Source organism: Arthrobacter sp. TB 26 (assembly GCF_000427315.1).
Taxonomy (GTDB): domain Bacteria; phylum Actinomycetota; class Actinomycetes; order Actinomycetales; family Micrococcaceae; genus Arthrobacter.
This window is the reverse complement of record NZ_AUPJ01000236.1, coordinates 1-887: the sequence shown is the minus strand read 5'-3', so window position 1 is coordinate 887 and position 887 is coordinate 1. Positions and strand designations below refer to the sequence as shown.

Below are 887 nucleotides of genomic sequence, written 5' to 3'. Positions count from 1 at the left end.
CGGGGAACGGCCGGTCTACGTGGCCGGACTGCTCATTGTTGCGGCGTCGACGGCGGCGTGCGCTTTCGCGCAGGACTACTGGCAGCTGCTCATCTTCCGGGGCCTCGGCGGCGCCGGCTCAGTGATGTTCACGGTCGCCTCGATGGCCCTTGTGGTCCGGCTGGCGCCGCCGGAGAGCCGCGGCCGGGTCTCCGGGGCGTATGCCTCGGCATTCCTGATCGGCAATGTGTGCGGGCCTGTGGTGGGCGGCCTGCTGGCCGGTTTCGGGCTGCGGGTGCCGTTCCTCGTCTACGCGGCCGCCCTGGTCCTGGCAGCCCTCGTGGTGCAGACCCAGCTGAGCCATGTGCCGGCCGCCTCCCGCCCGGACGGGTCCACGGCGCCGGCGATGGAGCTGCGGACGGCACTTCGGGACAGCGCGTACCGGGCGGGGCTGTTCTCCAGCTTCGCGAACGGCTGGGCGACGTTCGGCGTGCGGATGGCCACAGTGCCGCTCTTCGCGGTCGCGGCGCTGAACGCGGGCCCGGAATCGGCGGGCTGGGCCCTCGCCATGTTCGCCGCGGCCAACGCCGTGGCACTGACGTTCTCCGGCAAACTCGCGGACAGTCTGGGCCGGAAACCCATGATGATTTCCGGGCTGCTGGTCACCGGAACCGCGACCGCGGCGATCGGCTTCACGCACGAGCTGCCCTGGTTCCTCGCGGCGACCGCTGTCGCCGGCATCGGGTCAGGACTGCTCGGCCCCGCCCAGCAGGCTGCCATGGCCGACGTGATTGGCAACGAGCGCTCGGGCGGACGGGTGCTCGCGATCTTCCAGATGACAGCCGACAGCGGCGCGATCATCGGACCGGTCCTAGCCGGGCTCCTCGCAGACCGGCTGGGCTACGGCT

The 887-nt window shown here is 71.6% G+C and carries 1 protein-coding gene; it reads left to right on the top strand.

The annotated features are described in order from the left end of the window. The coding region (locus tag K789_RS0108400) for an MFS transporter (RefSeq protein WP_024366369.1) at positions 1 to 887 on the top strand (887 nt) is incomplete at both ends.